Origin of the sequence: Salmonella sp. NW177, assembly GCF_051811585.1 — a bacterium.
Classification (GTDB): Bacteria; Pseudomonadota; Gammaproteobacteria; order Enterobacterales; family Enterobacteriaceae; genus Salmonella; species Salmonella enterica.
In genome coordinates this window covers 1-543 of record NZ_JAMMZV010000025.1, presented here as the reverse complement: position 1 = coordinate 543, position 543 = coordinate 1, and the positions used below count along the sequence as shown (strand labels likewise).

At 54.0% G+C, this 543-nt stretch carries 1 rRNA gene; it reads right to left on the bottom strand.

From position 1 onward, the window contains the following. Positions 1–543: ribosomal RNA gene (locus NA986_RS24310) — 23S ribosomal RNA — on the bottom strand; the annotation flags it as partial.

Below are 543 nucleotides of genomic sequence, written 5' to 3'. Positions count from 1 at the left end.
TCGCTGCCGCAGCTTCGGTGCATGGTTTAGCCCCGTTACATCTTCCGCGCAGGCCGACTCGACCAGTGAGCTATTACGCTTTCTTTAAATGATGGCTGCTTCTAAGCCAACATCCTGGCTGTCTGGGCCTTCCCACATCGTTTCCCACTTAACCATGACTTTGGGACCTTAGCTGGCGGTCTGGGTTGTTTCCCTCTTCACGACGGACGTTAGCACCCGCCGTGTGTCTCCCGTGATAACATTCTCCGGTATTCGCAGTTTGCATCGGGTTGGTAAGCCGGGATGGCCCCCTAGCCGAAACAGTGCTCTACCCCCGGAGATGAATTCACGAGGCGCTACCTAAATAGCTTTCGGGGAGAACCAGCTATCTCCCGGTTTGATTGGCCTTTCACCCCCAGCCACAGGTCATCCGCTAATTTTTCAACATTAGTCGGTTCGGTCCTCCAGTTAGTGTTACCCAACCTTCAACCTGCCCATGGCTAGATCACCGGGTTTCGGGTCTATACCCTGCAACTTAACGCCCAATTAAGACTCGGTTTCCCT